Origin of the sequence: Vibrio sp. J1-1 (assembly GCF_021728395.1) — a bacterium.
Taxonomy (GTDB): domain Bacteria; phylum Pseudomonadota; class Gammaproteobacteria; order Enterobacterales; family Vibrionaceae; genus Vibrio.
The window spans coordinates 214,060-234,175 of record NZ_JAKKCM010000003.1; the positions used below are offsets into that span (position 1 = coordinate 214,060).

Below are 20,116 nucleotides of genomic sequence, written 5' to 3' on the forward strand. Positions count from 1 at the left end.
GGCAACACTCAAATGAATTAAGCAAAAGGATCATGGTCCCTCTGACCTTGTGGCCGTACAGCGAACGCCCTACACAAAATAATGATTTTCTGGCGGCCACCCTACTCTCCCTTTTAGATATCCAACTGTCTTTATTAATTACGCTTTTATGTCATCCGCATCTTGAACGGCTAAACGCGCGCCTTGTAACACCAAAGCCGACAACAAACGTACTTCTTTAGCCAAATCATCATTCCAAGCAGGCCAAATACGCGCAATATAAGCGTTGTTACCTTCACCTGTACTCATGTAACCATCATTGAATGTATCTGCCATTTTCTTCAAAGATTTCTCTTCGTCATCCGCCCAATGCCCACGACTAAAGCCTGCTTCTACGCATGCGAGCGCGGTGTTCGGAAAGTAAGGTAGCGGCTTGGTCATACCTTCGAAGTACAACCGCACCAGCTCAGTAAGTAATTGCTTGGCGTACTGCGCATCGGCGATTTCTGGGTAAATGAGATGTACCGCCCCCTCTTTACGATCGTAACCAATAAGATGGGTTTTCTTGGTGTGTCCCGATGCTGACATAGCGAGATGATCTATCCATGCCGAAAGGTAATCCTGTGCTCGAACTCTGCCGCTGCGGTAGCGAATCAAACCAGATTGATGACACTGAGTAAGCCAGCCTGTCAGACGAACTTTTTTCTCTTCGCCCTCGTTTACTTTAAATGAGGAATCAAATAAAGAGTCGAAGGTCAGGTCGATTTCTAAATCGTCTTGAGGTGCGCCAGATAAAAACGCCAGTTTGTCTACCAACTCTTCAGCCTGAACTCGATTGGTCTCAAACTCTATGTCACCAAATGCCCCCACTGGCAGCTTGCCTTGAGCACGTTGTTGACTCATAAAGTGCTTAAGCACATCAGTTTTTTGCTCTGGTTGTGTCAATGTCGTTTCGAGTAAGGTCTCTAATAGCTCATCACGCATTTGATAGCTTTCCAGACCACCGAGTACAAACGGTTCATCATCTTCCATAACTGGCAGAGGTGGCTCAAAGGTCACCTTTAATCGGCGGTTGAAAAAGTACTGAACGGGTAAACGCCAGAAACGTTGCAGCTCCACCAAATCAAGCTCAAGCGGGAATGTCGCCCCCAGCAGGTAATCATCCAATGCTCGATTGAAATCACGGCGAACGTGGCCTTGAGACTGGCTACTTTGCGTTAATGCCGCCGGAATCCACTCTTTGGCGTAGCTGGAATGCATACCTTGGAACGCACTTGGGCTAAACGGCACCATGGCATGAGCATTGACCAACGCTTTCAATAAATTGTCACCAGACTCATCGACAGGTAAATCTTCATCGCCGCCTAAGCAATAGTTTTGGTGACAGTATTCCATCAATTCAGAAACCAGCACTGAGGGTACGCGCTCAGTGTTGTCTTGAATCGAACGACCGACATAACTTATATACAGGGTTTGCTGTGCAGACAGCATCGCTTCTAAGAACAGGTAGCGGTCATCATCTCGTCGTGAACGGTCACCAGGCTTAGTCCTGCCCGTCATCAGGTCAAAGCCTTCAGGCGGCATGGAGCGCGGGTACACGCCGTCATTCATCCCAAGCAGACATACGGCTCTAAATGGAATAGAACGCATCGGCATCAAGGTACAGAAATTCACTTGCCCAGCAAGGAAGCGCTGACTAACACGAGTGCCAGACAGTTTATCTTGTAAATACTGGCTGATGATCGCAGGTGACAACGCCTCTTCGAATGCCGCATCGGCCAACTGTTCTTTGAGCTGACTGAGCGTATCGCGAATGGACTTGAGGGCCATTTCGCCTTCTAACTCGACCAAGAAGAAGTCATCCAGCAACGATACCAGCCTCTCACGCCAGCCATCGATAGTCTGAACATGAGCAAGCTGACTGCGATATTCACTGATTTTTTGGATAAAGTGCGCCAATTTACCAGCAAGTTCTGCGCCCATGCCTTGCACTTCATTGTAGGGAGATAAGCTGCCTTGCTCGGTTGCAAACAAGCCCGCTGAATCTGGCATCGCATAGCCTAGCAACATCCGCTGAATACCAAACTGCCAAGTGTTTTGACGCGTTTCCGGCAGTTCAAATTCTCGTCCGGTATTCGCATCCAATCCCCAACGAATACCCGACTCTTCAACCCACTGTTTGGCTTGTAAGAAGTCGTCTTCACTGAGTTCAAAACGCTTTAATATCGCCGGAGTTTCCAGCAACTCGAGTAATTCTGAAGCCAAACAGCGCGTATTCGGCAAGTTCACCAATTGCATGAATGCCGCAAGAATCGGGCTCTCTTGATCGGCAGTCCGGTCTGAAATCGAATACGGAATAAAACGCTCACCCGGCGCATTTCCAAATACTGCCTGAATCGCTGGGCTGTAGGCGTTGATGTCGGCGACCATGACAATAATGTCACGCGGCTTTAAGGTTGGGTCAGCATCGAACATAGCCAGAAGTTGATCATGCAATACTTCGACTTCACGCATTGGGCTATGGCACGCATGCAGGCTCAGCGATTTATCACCCAAGCTAACGATCTGCTTGTGATGGCTATTTTCTATCTGTTGATCGTTTTGATGCTCTTCCAGATTCAGAATATCCGCTTGCAGTTGATGGAGCAGACTGTCGCGCTCAACATCAACAAAAGCCTCAATCTCATGAGACTCAAGCTGAGAAAGCAGATACATGTTATCGCGCCCCAATTTGCCCATCGAAGCTAACAGACTGTTTCCTACCACATCGGTGTGCAGTTCATCGATCACATTGTCTTCTAGCGACCCTTTCAATTGCTCCGTTTCACCGTGCATTTCGGAATGATCATCCTGCCACACAACATGTTGACGGTGTTTAGCTGCCAGGCGAGCCAGGTATTTGCGGTCACGAACTTCACCCCAGTAGTACCGACACGGGTTGGTGAACATCAAATGCACATCAATATGTTCGCCAATCGCTTTTAGCGCGTCCATGTAACGTGGCGGTAAAGAGGAGATACCAAAAACAAACAAACGCTCCGGTAAATGGTCGAAGTTGCCGTTAAAGTTCTCTATTGTGTCGATAAAGTGTTCATAAAGGTTGGCACGATGATAAGGAGATTGCCCCAGCGAGACCGTGTGATCGTACAACGCTTGCCACAAAATCGGCTGCCACGGATGTTCATCTTCCAGCTCAGGTACACTTTGCCCTGCTTCCCAACTAGCGATCCATTCTGGTCGGTATACCAGATAACCATCAAAAATATCGGCCACTTTCTCTGCCAGTTGGTACAGCTTGGAGCTGTCACTGTCATCTTTGAGGTATTGCGCTAACGGTGAAAACGCCTCTTGTTTTAAAAGTCCTGGCAACAAGTGCATGAGTTTCCATGTCATGGCTTCTTTGTTAAATGCACTGCGCTTTGGCACATCAGGTAAAACCTTGGTGAACATTTCCCAAATAAACGTGGCTGGCAGCGGAAAATCGATGTTCGCGGCTACACCAAACTCTTTGGCCAGTTCCATTTTTAGCCACTGAGACATGCCCGGGCTTTGAACAAGAATTTGTTCTTTTTCGAACGGGTTTTCTAGCGGACTGAGTCGAATCAGTTCAACAAGAAGAGATTTAAGAACGTCGACTTGGTTGGAGTGATAAACAGTAAACAAATTGGGAACACCGAGTGCCGATTGAAACTGATAGCTAGCTTAGCACAGCCCTATTTAAACCCGCAGCGTTCTCGTGACTCTATATAACAAAAGGTTAGTTATCACTCAAAATGAGACTTCTCTTCAAGCAGGACTACATCCACGGCAGATGCAGCATTCAGTCTGGACGAATGGCGCAATTACAACAACAATTATTAAGTTATTAGTGGTTTGTTAGAAAATTTAAATAGACTCAAATATAACCTTACCAGACATTATGTGTATCTAACGGGAATCAGATAAACACTGGATAAGAAAGTAAGGAATTGACGATGAATTACATTACTGACTACTACCACTCTTTTCTTGATTCCGTGTCCAGCGCAGAAACTTACAGCCAGATCGCTATTATCTTATGCATTTATTTACTGGCTTTTATTATCGCTAATCGTGTTTATAAGTATGCTCCCATCCTGAGAAATCCCCCGTCGCCAGCAAGTCATTTTCCTATTCGCCACTTAATCTACCGTTGTGGGAAGCTGTTATTCCCTGTATTCGCAATATTACTATTACGGATTTCACTCGAATTCAGCCAGCTCTATATTGAGGATGGATGGATAATAAAAATCGCGTTCGCCGTCGCTGTTTTGCTTCTGTTTAACTCTTTCATTAGCCTAGTTATCACCAACCCATTGGTTGGAAGAGCTTTTCGATGGATTGGTATGCCGATTATTATTTTTTACGGCATAGGCGTACTCGACGACATCATAAATGTGCTTGAATCGATGTCGATAGACCTCGGAAATATACATATATCAGCATATGGCCTAGCCAGAACATTAATTTTTGGTTCATTACTTTTCTGGCTTGGACGCGTTTCCAACGCAACAGGCCAAACCATCATCCGTAAGCAACAATCTTTAGATTTTCGTACTCGTGAAATTGTCGCTAAAGTTTTTGAAGTTGCATTGTTCTTCACTGTCATCCTGCTGATCCTGCAACTTATGGGCATCAACCTGACTACGTTAGCCGTGTTTGGCGGTGCGGTAGGCGTTGGGCTTGGTTTTGGCTTGCAGACCATCGCCTCCAATTTCATTTCCGGGATAATCATTATTTTCGACCGCTCGATTTCAGTAGGCGATTATATAGAACTTGAAGATGGCCGGACCGGAATGGTTACCGAACTGAATATGCGCTCAACGACCTTAGAAACCTATGACGGTAAAGATATAGTCGTTCCGAACGAAAAATTCATATCCAGCTCATTTACCAATTGGACTCACAAGAATATCAAACAGCGTTACCGCGTTGACTTCTCCGTCGCCTATAAAACAGATGTACGCAGTATGGTTGAGTTGATTAAAAACGCAGTCGCATCCCATCCACAGGTATTAAGTGGCCCTAAGGTCCCCTTTGAAGAGCGCCCGGACTGTGAAATCGATAGCTTTGGTGATTCTGGGATCAATATGTTTGTCGAATTCTGGATGGAGGGCATTGACGACGGTCGCAATCGGGTTGGAGGAGACTTGCTGCTGATCATTCTCGAAACACTGCAAGACAATGGTATTGAAATCCCATTCCCGCAACGAGATATCCGCGTGGTTTCTACGGACGATACAGACGAGCTTCAGCGCAAGCGTTAAATACCGCGTTTCCATTTATCCTCTGGCGCTCAAGCGAAACACAAAAGCCTCTTGATGTTTTGTTCAAGAGGCTTACTATCCAGACTTGGAGTAAGGGTTTGATTAAGCGTTCTGTGCCGACAGAAAATGTGGCTTAATCAATAAATGGCTGATGTACTGCAATGTCACATACACAACAACACAAGTTGCAACGATGAGCTCTAAGCCCGCCAAGCTTCTAACTTGTTGAACATAGTCCGCAGCTAAACTTTGTGCTTCCATCCAGTTTGCCATTTTGAACAACGCCGTGGCACCAATCACCATTGGAAAAGTAAACGCCGCATAACCTGGACTGAACGGCAATCTGAGTAGTTTAAAGAAAGCCAAGTAGATGATGGCCGTCATCAGTACCGCAATGCCAAACAGCATAGCAATGATTACCGGTGATGGTGTGGCGGCTACGGTTAAGTATCCTGCTAATGATAAGCTCGCAGGCGCAGCCAAGATCGCCATAGTAGGCTTCGCTGCATCTGGAATTTCATGGGTAAACATAAACCGGTAAATCATCATCGGAAGCATCACGGCGTACGCCACCATACCGAACATCAATGTACCATGTGCGACGGGTGCCAATAATGGATTACCCGAAAAAGAGACATCCGCAACGATAATGCCTACCGGTGGTACAAACCAGCTCGGTACCATGTGGTGTAACTCAAACTCTTTTGCTCGGTGGTAAACAAAGCTAACCAAAAACACGATGTGTAGAACAACGGCGACTAGCCAAAGAGTGTCACCCGCGAGTGCGAATAACTGACCGAGCGAGTTAGAAACCACCATCGTTCCCATTGCAAAAGTCGGTACAACACTCCCCACGACTGGGTGAGCAAGATCCTGCCTCAACAGAGGATGATGTAGAATGAATTTAATCGCCAGAATGGTCAGTAGCACACTGGCAATACCTGCACTCATCCACTGTCCGTAGCCATGTAATTCAGCGAAGTTTTCCCAACTCCAACCCAAACTTGCAATACCAAGTGCTAACCCCGCCATCGGCGTTGGTGCTGAGCTTAGTTTTGCTTTTGTTTGCTGAATCATAACAACCTCTATCAGAGCCAGTCTCGAGGTCGCTAATAATACGCTTGCACTTCGTTCCAAACTATCTAATTATTTAGAACACACGTTCAGATTTACTAAACATTGATCTATGGCAAGTCATATCTCTCTCAAACAACTCAAGGTATTTACCACCATCACTCAGCACAAAACGCTGACCGCCGCCTCTGAGAGTCTCTATCTTTCTAAAGCTGCGGTCAGTATGGCGCTGTCTGAACTGGAAAAACAGATTGGGCATCACCTGTTCGATCGGGTTAATAACCGATTAATTCTCAATCAAGAAGGACAAAAACTGCTGCCTTTGGCGGATGAACTGTTAAACCGAGCCAAAGATATAGAGAGTATCTTTGAAGGCGACCATGCGCTATTCGGTCAGCTACGAATCGGGGCGAGTGATACTATCGGAAATCAAGTCGCACCCTACCTTCTGAGCGCATTTCGCCAGCACACTAATCACCGCTCACAAAGCCTGTTTATTTCCAACTCCGCGCAAATATGTGACAAGCTGACTGACTACGAGCTGGATATCGCCCTGATCGAAGGTAAAACGCTGCACCCTGAGCTTCATTCCTCACAATTTAGCGAAGATGAAATGTGCGTGATATGCTCGCCAGATTATCCCTTGACGCACGAAGGCCTGATGAATCTGGCAGAACTAGAAAACAGCGAATGGATATTGCGGGAGGCCGGGTCTGGCTCGCGTGAGTTCTTTCTGCGCGTCATAGCACCTCGTCTAGAGCAATGGCATGAGTCATTTCAGCTCAATACCACCGAATCACTGATCAACTCGGTATCTGCGGGCTTGGGGCTTGGCTGTTTGTCACGTTTGTCGGCCGATCCCGCCATTCGTGAGGGCCGTGTAAAGGTTCTTGAAATGCCACTAGATATGAAACGCCGATTCTGGCTGTTAGTGCACAAGGAAAAATATCAAAGTCCACTGCTAAAAACCTTTATCGAGTTTTGCCAGAGTTGGCAGCCTCCTATAAATAATAAATAGTTCAATAGCTGGTCAGTTAGCTCTACCAGCTTCGCATTCTTAGCTCACTAGGCTCTACTGCTCTAGACTTAGTTGGTCAAAAACTGTATAAAAAGCCAGTATCAATTCACCAAATTAGGGGACTAACCATGGCTGTAATAGTCAAGTACGTGGTAGAACGCAATGGAGAAGAGAAAATGACTTTTACCTCTAAAGCGGAAGCTGACGCATATGACAAAATGTTGGATATGGCGGACGAGCTATTCTCGCTGCTAGGTAAGAGTGAACTTCTTGAAGACGAAGGTAAGCAGGAAGATCTTGCCATGTTCCTTGCTCAAAACAAAGAAGAAGTACTTTATGCTTTAGGTGCAAAACGTAAACCTGCGCCAAAGAAAGCAAAGAAGCTTGAGGCTGTCGAAGAAGACAAAAACGAAGACGCCGCATAAGCTTGCCAAGCTTTTCAAAAAAACGCCGCATATTGCGGCGTTTTTTATATCTGAACTATAGGCATTCGCGAATTGCTGCATCACACACTTAACGATTTTGAATATACAACGTATCGAACTTCAGTTAGTTAGGTCGCATTTCTCATCAGACGGACATATCTCTTAAAAGACAAAAGGTATCCATCTACAGACTTTCTGTATTTCACCTCTTTAAACTCCCCAATAGTGTCTTTATGATGACTATCAACTGATACCAATCGTAGTAAATAATCGGTCGTTCTAGCTTGTTAAAATGCGTGATAACTGCGTTAGAAGTTTTGATTGTAGAGTAACTACTTATCAAAAATTTTTGCCTTGTCCTCAAGTATTTTTCCAGCGCTATCTCTGAGACCTTTTTTACTGAGATTGGCATAATTAATTTCTTGTCAGCGAACGACGAGACCAAGACTCAACAGATGGAGATCAACTATGGCTTTCTTTTCTCTAGCCTTTGGTACGGCAACTAAAAATCGTGACGGTAAAATCATCGAAGCGTTTTTCCCAAACCCAATTCTTAACCCAAGTGACGAACTAGTAAACGCACTAGCAGCAGTCGCTGGTTACGAGCAAGGCAACCAAGCTATCGAGATCTCTGCTGCACAAAGCGCAGATCTAGCGGCGGCATTTGAAGCTAACGGTGATGCTGCAAACGCATCTTTCGCAACTAAAGCAGCAGAATCTGCACAACCACTTGTTTTGGTTATTCTAGCGACTGACGAGCAGCCACAATCTGTTGCTGAAGGTTTCCTAAAGCTACAACTTATCTCTAACCGTCTGGTTAAGCCACACGGTACCGTTCTGGATGGCATCTTCGGTCTGCTACACAACATCGCGTGGACAAACGAAGGCCCAATCGACTTGCCTGAACTGGCTGATCGTCAAATCGAAGCTCGTTTAGCTGGCCGTACGCTAAGCGTAGATTGTGTCGACAAGTTCCCTAAAATGGTGGACTACGTGGTACCAACTGGCATTCGTATCGCTGACACATCTCGCGTACGTCTTGGCGCGCACGTGGGTGAAGGAACAACGGTTATGCACGAAGGTTTCATCAACTTCAACGCAGGTACAACAGGTGTGAGCATGGTTGAAGGCCGTATCTCAGCGGGTGTTCTGGTTGGTAACGGTTCAGACATCGGTGGTGGTGCATCTATCATGGGTACGCTATCAGGTGGCGGTACCGTGGTTGTTTCTATTGGTGAAAACTCACTACTAGGTGCGAATGCTGGCCTTGGCTTCCCACTAGGTGACCGTTGTACTCTTGAGTCAGGCCTATACGTAACAGCCGGTACTAAAGTACGTATGCTGGATAAAGATGGTAACGAAGTAGAAATCGTTAAAGCTCGCGACCTTGCTGGCGTATCTGACCTACTATTCCGTCGTAACTCTCAAACTGGTCAGGTTGAGTGTCTTGCGAACAAGAGCGCGGTTGAACTGAACAGCGAACTGCACTCAAACAACTAATTTTTTGAATTAGAATTAAAAAATCCCCCAGCTGGAAACGGTTGGGGGATTTTTGTTTCTGTCACTTTGCGATATCGGTTACTTATTCAAGAAACCTACCGCTTTGTCTGGGAAATCTGTAAATAAACCATCGACTTTCACCTGATTGTAGAAGATATCCATCATACCTTCGAAGCTATCGGTGTAAGCAGGAATACGACCCGGATCGGCACGGAAAGTATAAGGATGTACCTGTAAACCAGCGTCTTTTGCTGCTTTCATCAATGGTTTGATAATGATGTTATCTTGGGTTGATTTATCATCCACCAACATCGGTTTCCAAGGGCCAATCCCCTCTGCATAATCGGCGACTTTCTTCATACCACCCGCCTCGAACATCCAATCGTAGTCATATGGCGTTGCAGTATCGCCCTTGTAGACCATCGTTTCATTCCAGTCGGTGTAGGCCATCAACTGAACAAGCTTCAGATCCATCCCCATTTCCGGCATCAACTCGCTGTTGATACGTTGTAGTTCATTGGCGTCAAAACATTGCAGATACACGTTGTCGTCTTGCGAATCGTACCCATACTGTTTCAACACTTTCAACACCGCTTTTGAAATGTCTTTCCCTTCATAACGGTGGAACCAAGGTGCTTTGATTTCGGGATAGATACCGATGTCGTAACCCAGAGTTTTGTTGAGCCCCTGAATTAACTCAATTTCTTCAGCAAACGTAGGGACAGTAAAATCAGATTTCCACATTGGGAATCGAGTTGGATACCCTGCGACTTTGTTGCCGTTGTCGTCGATGTTGAACCCTTCAGTTACTCTCAACGATTTGATTTCTGCCAATGTAAAGTCAATCGCGTAGTAACGACCGTCTTTACGTGCGCGCTCCGGAAAACGTTCAGCAACATCGGTAACGCGATCGAGATAATGGTCATGCAATACCACCAGCTGATCATCTTTTGTCATCACAACATCTTGTTCGATGTAATCAGGTTTCATTGCGTAAGCAAGGGCTTTGGCTTCTAATGTATGTTCCGGTAGATAACCGGAGGCGCCTCGGTGAGCAATCACTAGTGGTTTCGCAATCGCTCCAGCCGATAAGCTCAGAGCCAAAAAAGTAAGACATACTGACGTTGTTTTCATTGATATTTCCTTGATAAAGCGAAGAGGCAGTATTGCACTGCCTCTTTAAATAATTATTACGCTAGTGCTTCCTTTTCGCGCGCTTTCTGCTCGTGATGTGCGCGTTCGCCTATAAATGCATAGGTCAAACACACAATAGAAGTAATACATGATCCGATTAGGATGATAAAACCACCATCCCAACCAAAGTGGTCAACCGTATAGCCAAGAATTGCATTTGCTGCCACGGCACCACCTAAGTAACCAAACAATCCTGTCAGGCCAGCTGCTGTACCCGCCGCTTTCTTAGGCGCTAACTCAAGTGCATACAAACCAATCAGCATTACCGGGCCGTAAATTAAGAAGCCGATTGCAATCAGCGCCATCATGTCAACTGTCGGGTTGCCTGCTGGATTGAACCAATAAATTAGAACAGCAACAGTAACAAGGGCCATAAACAAAATACCCGCAGGAGCACGACGGCCTTTGAACAGCTTGTCCGAAATCCAACCACACAATAGCGTGCCAGGGATACCTGCCCACTCATACAGGAAGTAAGCCCAAGAAGATTTGTCTACCGAGAACCCCTTCGCTTCTTTTAGATATACAGGCGCCCAGTCCAATACGCCGTAGCGAATTAGGTAAACAAACGCGTTGGCGATTGCGATCGACCACAATAACTTATTATTGAACACGTACTTGAAGAAGATTTCCTTCGCCGTCATTTCCTGTTCGTGTGATTTATCGTAGTCATCTGGGTAGTCATCTTTGTACTCTTCAATAGACGGAAGCCCACAAGATTGAGGTGTATCTCGAACTGTCATCCAGATAAAGACAGCGACCAACGTGGCAAAAAAAGCAGGAACGTAAAATGCGGTACGCCAGTCGTCGTTAAATGCCCAAAGACCAAGGATAAATAGTGGCCCAATTAAACCGCCGCCCACGTTATGTGCAACGTTCCAAACAGAGACAATTTCACCACGCTCTTTACGTGACCACCAGTGAACCATGGTTCGTCCACAGGCAGGCCATCCCATACCTTGGAACCAACCGTTTAAAAACAGCAGAATAAACATCGCTGTTACACTGCCCGTCGCCCATGGCATAAACCCAAAGCAGAACATGACAAACGCAGACATTAACAGGCCGCCACTTAGGAAGTAACGAGGGTTAGAACGGTCAGAAACACTGCCCATCAGGAACTTAGACAGTCCATACGCGATAGACACGGCCGCAAGCGCAACCCCAAGATCACCACGACTAAAGCCTTGTTCAATTAAGTACGGCATTGCCAGACTAAAGTTTTTGCGGACCAGATAATAGCCCGCATAGCCGACAAAAATACCAATGAAAAGTTGCCAACGTAGACGAGAGTAGGTGCTATCAATATTGTCTGGGGATAGACGATCGATGTGCGCCTTAGGTTTGAATATTCCAAACATAGGAACCTCATTATTTATTATGCGATGGTAAGTAACTTAAAAACAAAAACGAAACAAAACAAACATTCGTTCGAAACCAACCGCATTGTATGAAGTTAAAGCTCTATTTCTGTGATAAATGTTGCATAAGAATTAAATTATAGTAAATACAGCAAATTAGAATTCATTAGTTAGAACTTCGTTCAACTTTACTCATATTTCGTTAATGTTTGGATGTTTGCAAAAGAGCATTCACTCGCCAAGTGAAGAAATTAAGAATACAAATACAGAGTGAATAAAGTGAGAAGCGCCAGCTAGGGTGGAGGGTGCGGAAAATTAGACGTTGAGTTTCAAACGAAACAGAAATCTCGCTAGCGCTTATTAAGGGCAACGACAAAAATTATGTTTATTTCATTCCCCTCTCTAACCTTTGTAACCCCTTATAGAGCCTAATCACTTAGGATTACTTGTTACGCATAAACTGTGCAACAAATCATCTTTGAAGTGGCGGCCTCACAAAACTCCTCTTACCAGTTGTGCATTCATTTTTACATCGGTACCTTAAACGATGAATCACATCTTAAGCGTCAAAAAAGGATGGCTACAAGGTTTCCTTTATTATTAAAAGATGAGCCATTTAACAAAAGTTAAGAGTTTAATTAACAATTTCACGCTCAAACGCTCATTTTTAACGCTCGTTTATTTTCGAAATGGAATTATTGTGCACAATACTATCGTGCTAGATAAGCAAAATTAACTAAAGGACTCTTAACATGACAACCAACAAACACCCCTCTCTACTAGGAGAATGTTTGGCCGAATTTATCGGCACAGGACTACTCATATTCTTCGGCGTTGGCTGCGTTGCAGCTCTAGTGTTAACAGGTGCCTCTTTTGGACAATGGGAAATCAGCATAGTGTGGGGCTTAGGTGTTGCCATCGCTATTTACTGTACTGCCGGCGTTTCAGGCGCACACATTAACCCAGCGGTGACCATCGCACTTGCCATGTTCCATGGCTTCGATAAGGCTAAAGTATTGCCATATATCATCGCTCAACTACTTGGCGCATTTTGCTCCGCCGCTTTGGTCTACAGCTTGTACGCCAACCTCTTTACTGATTATGAAATCGCACACAATTTCGTTCGTAGTAGCCAAGAGGCCTTAGCAACGGCAGGAATTTTCTCTACCTATCCACACGCTTCTCTGTCTTTCATGGGGGCTTTTGCTGTCGAGTTCGTTATTACCGCGGTGTTAATGTTTGCCATTCTTGCGCTGGGTGATGAAAGTAACGGTGCATCACGCGGTGCAATGAACCCTCTACTGATTGGTATTCTTATTGCTGTTATCGGTGGTTCACTTGGCCCACTAACCGGATTCGCAATGAACCCTGCACGTGACTTTGGACCAAAACTGTTCGCCTACTTTGCTGGCTGGGATTACGCACTGACGGGCGCGAAAGATATCCCTTACTTTATTGTTCCAATTCTCGCCCCAATTGCAGGTGCTTGCTTTGGTGGTTGGCTATATCCGAAAGCGATTGCCGCCTACCTTCCACAACAAGGTCACGGATGCACCATACCTAACCAGTGTGAAACAGAAGAAACCGAACAAGCTCGCGCTTAACACTATCGCACCCCGAACATTTACTAAAATATAAATAACGAAATAAAAGGATTCTTACCATGACTGAGCAAAAATACATTGTTGCCCTAGACCAAGGTACGACAAGCTCTCGCGCTGTCATTCTTGATCATGACGCGAATATCGTCAGCGTCGCTCAGCGCGAATTTACTCAGATTTACCCACAAGCTGGTTGGGTTGAGCACGATCCAATGGAAATCTGGGCAACACAAAGTTCAACCTTAGTTGAAGCGCTAGCTAAGTCAGGCATCCGCAGCGACCAATTAGTAGCTATCGGTATTACAAACCAACGTGAAACCACCGTTGTCTGGAACAAAGAAACGGGCAAACCGGTTTACAACGCTATTGTCTGGCAATGTCGACGCACCGCAGAAATCTGCGAAGACTTAAAAAGCCGCGGCTTAGAAGGTTACGTTCGTGATAACACAGGCTTGGTGCTTGACCCTTACTTCTCTGGTACCAAAGTAAAGTGGATTCTAGATAACGTCGAAGGTGCCCGCGAAGACGCCGAAGCAGGCAAGCTGTTATTTGGTACGGTTGATACTTGGCTGGTTTGGAAGATGACTCAAGGCCGCGTTCACGTAACAGACTACACCAACGCTTCGCGCACGATGCTCTTTAATATCAACGATTTATGTTGGGACCAAAAACTGTTGGATGAGCTGGGTATTCCTGCATCAATGATGCCAGAAGTAAAACGTTCTTCTGAAATATACGGCAAAACCAATATTGGTGGTAAGGGTGGTACTCGTATCCCTATCGCTGGTATTGCTGGTGACCAACAAGCCGCGCTGTACGGCCAGATGTGTGTTGAAGCAGGTCAGGCGAAAAACACCTACGGTACTGGTTGTTTCTTGTTGATGAATACTGGTCAAGAAAAAGTCACTTCTACACATGGTCTGTTGACGACGTTGGCATGTGGTCCAAAAGGAGAACCAGCATACGCACTCGAAGGTGCAGTATTTATGGGTGGCGCATCCATTCAGTGGTTACGTGACGAGCTTAAGATTCTTAATGGTGCTGAAGACTCAGAATACTTCGCGACAAAAGTAGACACATCTAACGGTGTTTACGTCGTTCCAGCCTTTACTGGTCTTGGTGCTCCATACTGGGATGCGTACGCACGAGGTACTATTGTTGGCCTGACTCGAGGCGTTAACTCAAACCACATTATTCGTGCAACATTGGAAGGTATCGCTTACCAGACGCGTGATGTATTGGACGCAATGCAAGCCGACTCTGGAATTAAACTGGCGAACCTTCGGGTTGATGGCGGTGCAGTAGCGAACAACTTCTTGATGCAATTCCAATCTGACGTGCTAAACACAGAAGTTCATCGTCCAAAAGTCACTGAAGTCACCGCCTTGGGTGCGGCGTATCTGGCTGGCTTAGCTGTGGGATTCTGGGATAGTCTTGATGAACTGCAAGGCAAAGCGGTTATAGATCGTACATTTGAACCTCATGATGACGAAGAGAAACGTAATCGTCGCTATAAAGGCTGGAAGCGTGCAGTGAAATGTGCTCAAACCTGGTCAGAGCTTCACGACGAAGACGATTAATCCCCTACCAACGCGAACAAAGAGCGCCATTCGAGCGCTCTTTTTGCGTCTTGTACCCGATTCCTTGACACCTTTACTTCTCACTACGCGCAAATTCGAGCACAATATTCCCAAATTACTCAAAATACTTGGGTATAAATATTTCGAATATTAAGCATTGGAAGTAGCCAGTGCACGATGGAGTGACAAGTGAAGCAAATACCCAGACACCAGCAGATTGTCGAATTGGTAAAAAAACAAGGCTATGTCAGCACGGATGAGTTGGTGGAGAGATTCAATGTCAGTCCACAAACCATCCGACGCGATCTCAATGAACTCGCCGACGACAACAGAATTCGCCGTTATCACGGTGGTGCTACCATCCCTCTCAGCTCAGAAAATACCTCTTACAACACTCGTAAAGCACTTAACTTCAATGAAAAAGATGTAATTGCGGAAGAGGTAGTCAAACACATACCGGATGGCGCGACCCTCTTTATCGATATAGGTACAACGCCGGAAGCCGTTGCACGAGCACTCAATAAAAACCACAAACAGCTTCGAGTGGTCACCAACAACATCAACGTTGCGACCATTCTTTACCCTAACCCAGAAATCAAAGTGATACTGGCTGGCGGAGAAGTTCGTAATCGCGATGGTGGTATTGTTGGTGAAGCCACTCTAGACTTCGTAAAACAATTCCGCCTCGATTTCGGTATTCTCGGAATCAGTGGCATTGATTTCGACGGTTCCTTACTGGATTTCGATTACCATGAGGTACGAGTAAAGCAGGTCATCATCGATAACAGTCGCAGCGTATTTCTAGCCGTAGACCACACTAAGTTTGGCCGCAATGCAATGGTGAAATTGGGCAATATCGCGCAGTTAAACATGATATTTACCAACAAGCAGCCACCAGAAGAAATCCTGTCCATCTTAAAAGAAGCCTCCATACCTCTCGAAGTCGTCGACGCAAATGTGGCGACAGAAGCAAAAGAGTAAATAATTCCACTCAAGCTTGAACCTTTAAATGACCTCTGCCTTAATTAGACAGAGGTTTTTTTGTGCCCAAATCACACAAAACGCTCAAAAACGAAAATAACAGATGACCACAAACGAAACCTAAGATAGGATTACATCATGTTCTAAAATGCTCGTTCGCTCACCAAAGAGGTCAAATTTATGAGTATACAAACAAATGCTTCCACAACTGACTCATCCACTACTTTAGACTTGATCATTATCGGTGGCGGCATTAATGGGGCTGGTATCGCTGCTGATGCTGCAGGCCGTGGATTGAGTGTTGGTTTGTATGAAGCTAACGACTTTGCGTCTGCAACCTCTTCAGCAAGCTCCAAACTTATTCATGGTGGATTACGCTACCTTGAACACTACGAGTTTCGTTTAGTTTCGGAAGCGCTCGCAGAACGTGAAGTAATCCTTCGCAAAGCACCTCATGTTGCACTGCCAATGCGTTTCCGTTTACCTCATCGTCCATTTTTACGTCCAGCGTGGATGATCCGTTGTGGTTTGTTCCTTTACGATAACTTGGGGAAACGCACAACTCTACCAGGCAGTAAAACCGTTAACCTGGCAAAGTCTGGCTTGTTAAAACCAGAAATTAAAACAGGTTTTGAATACTCCGACTGCTGGGTGGATGATGCTCGCTTAGTTTTACTTAACGTCCTCGCCGCACGTGAAAACCACGCGGAAGTTCGTAACTACTGCCGAGTAGAAAAAGCCCACCGCGAAAGTGGCATCTGGCATGTCACGATCCACGATACAATGACTGATCAACGCTTCGAACGTAAAGCGAAAGCGCTGGTTAACGCAGCTGGTCCATGGGTAAAACAGTTCTTTGATGAAGGGCTAGAGCAAGATTCCCCTCGTAACATTCGTTTGATCAAAGGCTCGCACATTGTTGTTCCTCGTATCCATAACGAGCCACAAGCTTACATTCTGCAAAATAAAGATAATCGTATCGTGTTTATGATCCCGTACTTGGATAAGTTCTCGATAGTCGGTACAACAGATGTGGAATATAAAGGTGATCCACGCGAAGTAGCGATCACTGATGACGAAGTCGATTATCTGATCGACATTGTTAACCAGCACTTTGTCCACCAGCTAGGGCGTGAAGATGTGGTTTGGACATACAGCGGCGTACGTCCACTATGCGATGATGAGTCAGATTCGCCACAAGCGATCACGCGAGACTACACGCTAGAACTCGATGCCGAATTAGACCAGGCACCACTGCTTTCAGTTTTTGGCGGCAAATTGACGACTTACCGTAAACTGGGTGAAGCAGCGATGAAAAAACTATCGCCATTCCTGCCACAAATGGGCAGTAACTGGACAGCAAACCAAGCCCTGCCAGGCGGGAATTTCAGTTGTAGTCGTGAACAACTAGCGAAACAAATTCACTCCAAGTTCGCGTGGGCACCAGAATCGCTTATTCTGCGTTACGTAACTCAGTTTGGTACCCAAACATGGGAGCTAATGAAGGGCGCGACAAGTGAAGCCGATTTAGGCCGAACCTTCTCAACACAAGCTGGTGGTGTATATCAACGTGAAGTTGATTACTTGATCAACCATGAGATGGCACTGACTGACGAAGACATTTTATGGCGCCGAACCAAGCTTGGGCTCTACATGAGCGACGAAGAAAAACTATCTCTGGCTGAATACTTAAAAGAGAAGTTACAACAAAAAGTCGTGAACCTCTCACAAGTGAGCTAATGACTTATATCCCGTGAACAAAGCCTGCTTTATGCAGGCTTTGATGTTTTTGCCCTTACGAAAACTTTTCGTAGACTTTTCGCTTGAAATGCAATCATACTCATTTAAAAGACGTTTACGGCAAGTAATCTCATGATAAGGAAAAGAATATGGGGTTTATGATTGAGCATTGGGATTTTTCAACGCCAATAGCAACTCAAGAAGTGACGACAGAAGTGACGACATCACAAGACATCAAAGCGAAACATTGGTATCACTGCGAAAGACTACATCCAGATATTCGTGGCTGGCTGGAGCAAAATCAAGTCCCTAAAGCAACCGTCGATCATTTACTCGCCGATGAGAGCCGCCCATCTTTCCATCCTTTGGACGACGAAAACTTCATGTTGATTCTTCGCGGCATCAATATGAATGAGAATGCGTCCCCTGAAGATATGCTCAGTATTCGGATTTTGTATTTCCAAGGTGCGTTGATTTCAACACGAAAGATCCCATCGCGTGCGATTATGGAGATTCGCCAAGCCTTGGCTGAACAGAAGGGACCGAAGAGTTTGGCAAGTCTGCTCAACCAAATTATCGAAGGGTTAAATGGTAAGATCGACCTTTATTTGGATACAATTGAAGAAACCCTGAACCACTTCGACGTTAATGATGAGTCGACTTATAAGCATATCTCTGCTCAAAAGGCGCTTATCTCCATCAAGCGCTTTATTCGCCCTCAACAGTACGCGATCCGCGATTTGCTTGAATCTAACTCTGATCTCGTGGTTTCCAGACCACATCAGTACCGATTCGCGCACAACAACATTACGCGTATTAACGAAACCATCGATTTTTATCTGGGCGAAGTGGCCTTATTCCAGGAAGAGATCAAACATAACCGTGATGACAAAACCAATAAAAACAGCTATCTGTTTACGTTGGTGGCCACCATTTTCTTACCAACCAGTTTCCTGACTGGCCTGTTGGGTATTAATATTGGCGGCATGCCTGGCGTAGACTCCTCTACCGCCTTCATTTGGTTCTGCGTTGCGTTAATTATTATATTTGGTCTGGAATGGCTGCTGTTGAAACGCTTTGGGTTAACAAACAAAAACGACAACGAGTAATTTGCTCAAAATGCACAAAGAGGAGATCACACCTCCTCTTTTATCGGTCTACCTTTTTATCCTGGGTGGCCATCAGCACGTGGCGTAATCAACATCAAACCAAATCGCCACACAAACATCCCAAACGCTAATATCCACAACCCGCCACTGATGTCTATCCACAACATCATTCTGGCAGGGTCTAATATCATACCAAAACTGCGAACTACTGCTGCGGCAATAATCGCAGCGAAGGCGATACTCATATTTGGTCCTTTGTAAATCATACGCCCCGTATGCCCCATGGTAACACGCGAAATCATCGCTAAAATCAAACCGCCTAAGGCACCTATCGCGAATAAGTGAATCAAGTTATGGGTCGCAAAGGCATCGTCCCAAATACCGCGTAATAGCAAACTCAATGGCAAGCATAAATACGCCGCATGCAGCGACCAAACCAGTGGTTCACTTAAAGTTAGCCATGGTTTCCAGCGTAAGAAGCGAACAAGCTGAGCCAGACCTGCGAACACCATCAAAGGTTGACCAAGTTCAGAAAACGTTACAGGGAAGAAGCTTAAGATAAACAGCATTACCAATGGCAAGTTAGCCAGCCATTCAAGCCACACCAAAGGTTGCGCTTTTTCGAAATTAAAGCGACGTGCAGTAAAAAATGGAATGACTCTTGCGCCCATCACCGACAATAGCAAGGTAAACCACCACAGCATCGCGTGCCAAACCGCCGCAGAAGAAAATGGTGGCATGCCCTTCACCGTCGCATAGCTGGCAAAGTTAGCAAAGATCGCCAATAAGAACAGCGGGACAAAAAACAGGTTTCGCCAACCTTTAGAGCGGTATACTCGAATCCCTACCTCATAAGCCACAAACAATAAAAATAACGCTTCGATCGTGCTCGTTAACCACAAAGGGACGGGCGTCCAAAGTAAGATCCTAGGCATAAGCCACAAAGCAAAAATAGCCAAAAGTGTGTAGTGCTTCGTACCATTTATTCCCGTCCAGTTCTGTACCGCTGTTAATACAAAGCCAGCAACGATCGCCATTGAGAAACCAAACAACATTTCATGGACATGCCACCAAAGTGCAGGAACGCGCAGTGCACTTGGCTGCCCGGTCTGGAACATCCACACCCACAAGGCAATCGCGACGATGGCGTACATTGCGCCAAATAGGAAAAACGGTCGAAACCCTAAGCGCAGCCATGCAGGGATTTTCTCTTCCACTTTTTTATCGGTGATATTCAGCATTATATTGCCCTCAAGCTGGTTTCGATGC

14 protein-coding genes are annotated in these 20,116 nt (G+C 45.6%); 9 read left to right on the forward strand and 5 right to left on the reverse strand.

Going from position 1 to position 20,116, the window contains the following annotated elements:
- Positions 1-138: 138 nt before the first annotated feature.
- Positions 139-3,642: an exodeoxyribonuclease V subunit gamma gene (gene recC / locus L3V31_RS05885; RefSeq protein ID WP_237315190.1), complete on the reverse strand. Its 3,504-nt coding sequence runs from the start codon at positions 3,640-3,642 to the stop codon at positions 139-141.
- Between the two features lie 311 nt (positions 3,643-3,953).
- Here recC and L3V31_RS05890 point away from each other — a divergent pair, with 311 nt between their 5' ends.
- Positions 3,954-5,264, forward strand: a complete 1,311-nt coding sequence (locus L3V31_RS05890; RefSeq protein ID WP_237315191.1) for a mechanosensitive ion channel domain-containing protein — start codon at positions 3,954-3,956, stop codon at positions 5,262-5,264.
- A gap of 102 nt (positions 5,265-5,366) precedes the next feature.
- On the opposite strand, the gene L3V31_RS05895 is transcribed toward L3V31_RS05890, so the two are convergent.
- Positions 5,367-6,341: a TDT family transporter gene (locus tag L3V31_RS05895; protein WP_237315192.1), complete on the reverse strand. Its 975-nt coding sequence runs from the start codon at positions 6,339-6,341 to the stop codon at positions 5,367-5,369.
- Positions 6,342-6,450: 109 nt separating this feature from the next.
- On the opposite strand from L3V31_RS05895, the gene L3V31_RS05900 reads away from it, so the two are divergent.
- From L3V31_RS05900 to dapD, 3 genes are all read left to right on the forward strand, one after another.
- A complete protein-coding gene (locus L3V31_RS05900; RefSeq protein ID WP_237315193.1) occupies positions 6,451-7,356 on the forward strand; it encodes a LysR family transcriptional regulator in 906 nt (301 codons plus the stop codon).
- A 128-nt stretch (positions 7,357-7,484) separates the two neighbouring features.
- Positions 7,485-7,781 carry a YebG family protein gene (locus tag L3V31_RS05905; protein ID WP_237315194.1) on the forward strand — a complete coding sequence of 99 codons (297 nt, stop codon included), beginning with the start codon at positions 7,485-7,487 and terminating at the stop codon, positions 7,779-7,781.
- Positions 7,782-8,249: 468 nt separating this feature from the next.
- A complete protein-coding gene (gene dapD / locus L3V31_RS05910) occupies positions 8,250-9,281 on the forward strand; it encodes a 2,3,4,5-tetrahydropyridine-2,6-dicarboxylate N-succinyltransferase (RefSeq protein WP_237315195.1) in 1,032 nt (343 codons plus the stop codon).
- Between the two features lie 78 nt (positions 9,282-9,359).
- Here dapD and glpQ read toward each other — a convergent pair whose 3' ends face one another.
- Both glpQ and glpT read right to left on the reverse strand, forming a co-directional pair.
- Positions 9,360-10,415, reverse strand: coding sequence for a glycerophosphodiester phosphodiesterase (gene glpQ, locus L3V31_RS05915; RefSeq protein ID WP_237315196.1), 1,056 nt, complete (start codon positions 10,413-10,415; stop codon positions 9,360-9,362).
- Between the two features lie 56 nt (positions 10,416-10,471).
- Complete coding sequence (gene glpT, locus L3V31_RS05920) at positions 10,472-11,836, reverse strand: glycerol-3-phosphate transporter (RefSeq protein WP_237315197.1); 1,365 nt, start codon at positions 11,834-11,836, stop codon at positions 10,472-10,474.
- A gap of 752 nt (positions 11,837-12,588) precedes the next feature.
- Between glpT and L3V31_RS05925 the strand changes: the two genes are divergently transcribed.
- The 5 genes from L3V31_RS05925 (at position 12,589) to L3V31_RS05945 (ending at position 18,847) form a co-directional block, all read left to right on the forward strand.
- A complete protein-coding gene (locus tag L3V31_RS05925) occupies positions 12,589-13,440 on the forward strand; it encodes an MIP/aquaporin family protein (RefSeq protein ID WP_237315198.1) in 852 nt (283 codons plus the stop codon).
- Between the two features lie 59 nt (positions 13,441-13,499).
- Positions 13,500-15,017: a glycerol kinase GlpK gene (gene glpK / locus L3V31_RS05930; protein ID WP_237315199.1), complete on the forward strand. Its 1,518-nt coding sequence runs from the start codon at positions 13,500-13,502 to the stop codon at positions 15,015-15,017.
- A 189-nt stretch (positions 15,018-15,206) separates the two neighbouring features.
- Positions 15,207-15,998, forward strand: a complete 792-nt coding sequence (locus L3V31_RS05935) for a DeoR/GlpR family transcriptional regulator (protein WP_237315200.1) — start codon at positions 15,207-15,209, stop codon at positions 15,996-15,998.
- A gap of 180 nt (positions 15,999-16,178) precedes the next feature.
- Positions 16,179-17,738 (forward strand): glycerol-3-phosphate dehydrogenase, encoded by a 1,560-nt coding sequence (glpD, locus tag L3V31_RS05940; RefSeq protein WP_237315201.1) that lies wholly within the window; start codon positions 16,179-16,181, stop codon positions 17,736-17,738.
- Positions 17,739-17,887: 149 nt separating this feature from the next.
- Complete coding sequence (locus L3V31_RS05945) at positions 17,888-18,847, forward strand: CorA family divalent cation transporter (protein WP_237315202.1); 960 nt, start codon at positions 17,888-17,890, stop codon at positions 18,845-18,847.
- A 56-nt stretch (positions 18,848-18,903) separates the two neighbouring features.
- On the opposite strand, the gene L3V31_RS05950 is transcribed toward L3V31_RS05945, so the two are convergent.
- Positions 18,904-20,088 carry an NnrS family protein gene (locus L3V31_RS05950; protein WP_237315203.1) on the reverse strand — a complete coding sequence of 395 codons (1,185 nt, stop codon included), beginning with the start codon at positions 20,086-20,088 and terminating at the stop codon, positions 18,904-18,906.
- Between the last annotated feature and the right edge of the window lie 28 nt (positions 20,089-20,116).

Coding starts and splice junctions, on each gene's coding strand:
- L3V31_RS05900 (WP_237315193.1), top strand. CDS start 6,451: ATGGCAAGTCATATCTCTCTCAAACAACTCAAGGTATTTACCACCATC.
- L3V31_RS05945 (WP_237315202.1), top strand. CDS start 17,888: ATGGGGTTTATGATTGAGCATTGGGATTTTTCAACGCCAATAGCAACT.
- L3V31_RS05925 (WP_237315198.1), top strand. CDS start 12,589: ATGACAACCAACAAACACCCCTCTCTACTAGGAGAATGTTTGGCCGAA.
- glpT (WP_237315197.1), bottom strand. CDS start 11,836: ATGTTTGGAATATTCAAACCTAAGGCGCACATCGATCGTCTATCCCCA.
- glpK (WP_237315199.1), top strand. CDS start 13,500: ATGACTGAGCAAAAATACATTGTTGCCCTAGACCAAGGTACGACAAGC.
- L3V31_RS05895 (WP_237315192.1), bottom strand. CDS start 6,341: ATGATTCAGCAAACAAAAGCAAAACTAAGCTCAGCACCAACGCCGATG.
- L3V31_RS05890 (WP_237315191.1), top strand. CDS start 3,954: ATGAATTACATTACTGACTACTACCACTCTTTTCTTGATTCCGTGTCC.
- glpD (WP_237315201.1), top strand. CDS start 16,179: ATGAGTATACAAACAAATGCTTCCACAACTGACTCATCCACTACTTTA.
- dapD (WP_237315195.1), top strand. CDS start 8,250: ATGGCTTTCTTTTCTCTAGCCTTTGGTACGGCAACTAAAAATCGTGAC.
- L3V31_RS05905 (WP_237315194.1), top strand. CDS start 7,485: ATGGCTGTAATAGTCAAGTACGTGGTAGAACGCAATGGAGAAGAGAAA.
- L3V31_RS05950 (WP_237315203.1), bottom strand. CDS start 20,088: ATGCTGAATATCACCGATAAAAAAGTGGAAGAGAAAATCCCTGCATGG.
- glpQ (WP_237315196.1), bottom strand. CDS start 10,415: ATGAAAACAACGTCAGTATGTCTTACTTTTTTGGCTCTGAGCTTATCG.